This window comes from Siccirubricoccus soli (genome assembly GCF_024178315.1).
GTDB classification, from domain to species: domain Bacteria; phylum Pseudomonadota; class Alphaproteobacteria; order Acetobacterales; family Acetobacteraceae; genus Siccirubricoccus; species Siccirubricoccus soli.
Window position 1 is genome coordinate 1 of sequence record NZ_JAMZIK010000072.1, and the last position, 915, is coordinate 915.

Sequence of the window (915 nt, forward strand, 5' to 3'; positions counted from 1 at the left end):
TGCCGGGCGCCGGCGCCACCATCGGCGCCCGCGCCGTGGCCCGTGCCGCGCCGGATGGCCATACCCTGCTGCTCTCCGGCGCCGCCCATGCGGTGATGGCGGCGCTCTACCCCGATCTCGGCTTCGACCCCATCGGGGATTTCGCGCCGGTCGCCCTGCTCGGGGACCAGCCCTTCCTCGCCGCCGTGCATCCCGGCGTGCCGGCGCAGGACGTGCCCTCCCTGCTCGCCTGGCTGAAGGCGCGGAAGGGGGAGGCGAACTTCGCCACCACCGGCATCGGCGCCGCCTCCCACCTCGCGGGCGAGCTGCTGAAATCCCTGGCCGGGGTGGAGTTCACCACGGTGACCTACCGGGGCACCCCGCAGGCGGTCACCGACCTCGTCGCCGGCCGCGCCGAGCTGATGATCGACAGCCAGACGCTGCTGGCGCCGCTGGTGCGGGAGGGCAAGCTGCGCGCCATCGCCGTCACCAGCCCGCACCGCTCCCGCTACCTGCCGGAGCTGCCGAGCTTCGCCGAGGCGGGCGTCGCCGGCTATGCCGCCTCCTCCTGGCAGGCGCTGCATGCGCCGGCCGGGACCCCGCCTGCGGTTCTGGAGACGCTGGCAGCGGCAGCCCAGGCGGCGGTGGCCGACCCGGCCGTGCAGCAGCGCTACATCGAGACGGGGCTGGAGCCGCTGCGCGGCGGGCCGGCGGAGGCCAGCAGCTTCCTCAGGGCCGAAAGCGACAAATGGGGGCCCATTCTGCGGGCCACCGGGGCGCGCGCCGGGTAGCCAGGGCGGCCCGAATTGCCGCCGCCTCCGCCGCGCTTGCCGGATGTAGCAGGCGCGAGCCGCGCCGCTCGGCCCGCGCCGCCCTATCCCGCGGCGCCGCTCGGCGCCAGTTCGGCGCCGCGCCAGGGCCACCGCCACGCCAGGC

Annotated in this window: 1 protein-coding gene; it reads left to right on the top strand. The window is 76.6% G+C overall.

Annotated features, from left to right (window positions below; translation table 11 throughout):
- On the top strand, positions 1 to 770 hold a 770-nt coding region (locus NJ376_RS12595; RefSeq protein ID WP_252953618.1), incomplete at its 5' end, for a tripartite tricarboxylate transporter substrate-binding protein.
- Positions 771 to 915 lie beyond the last annotated feature (145 nt).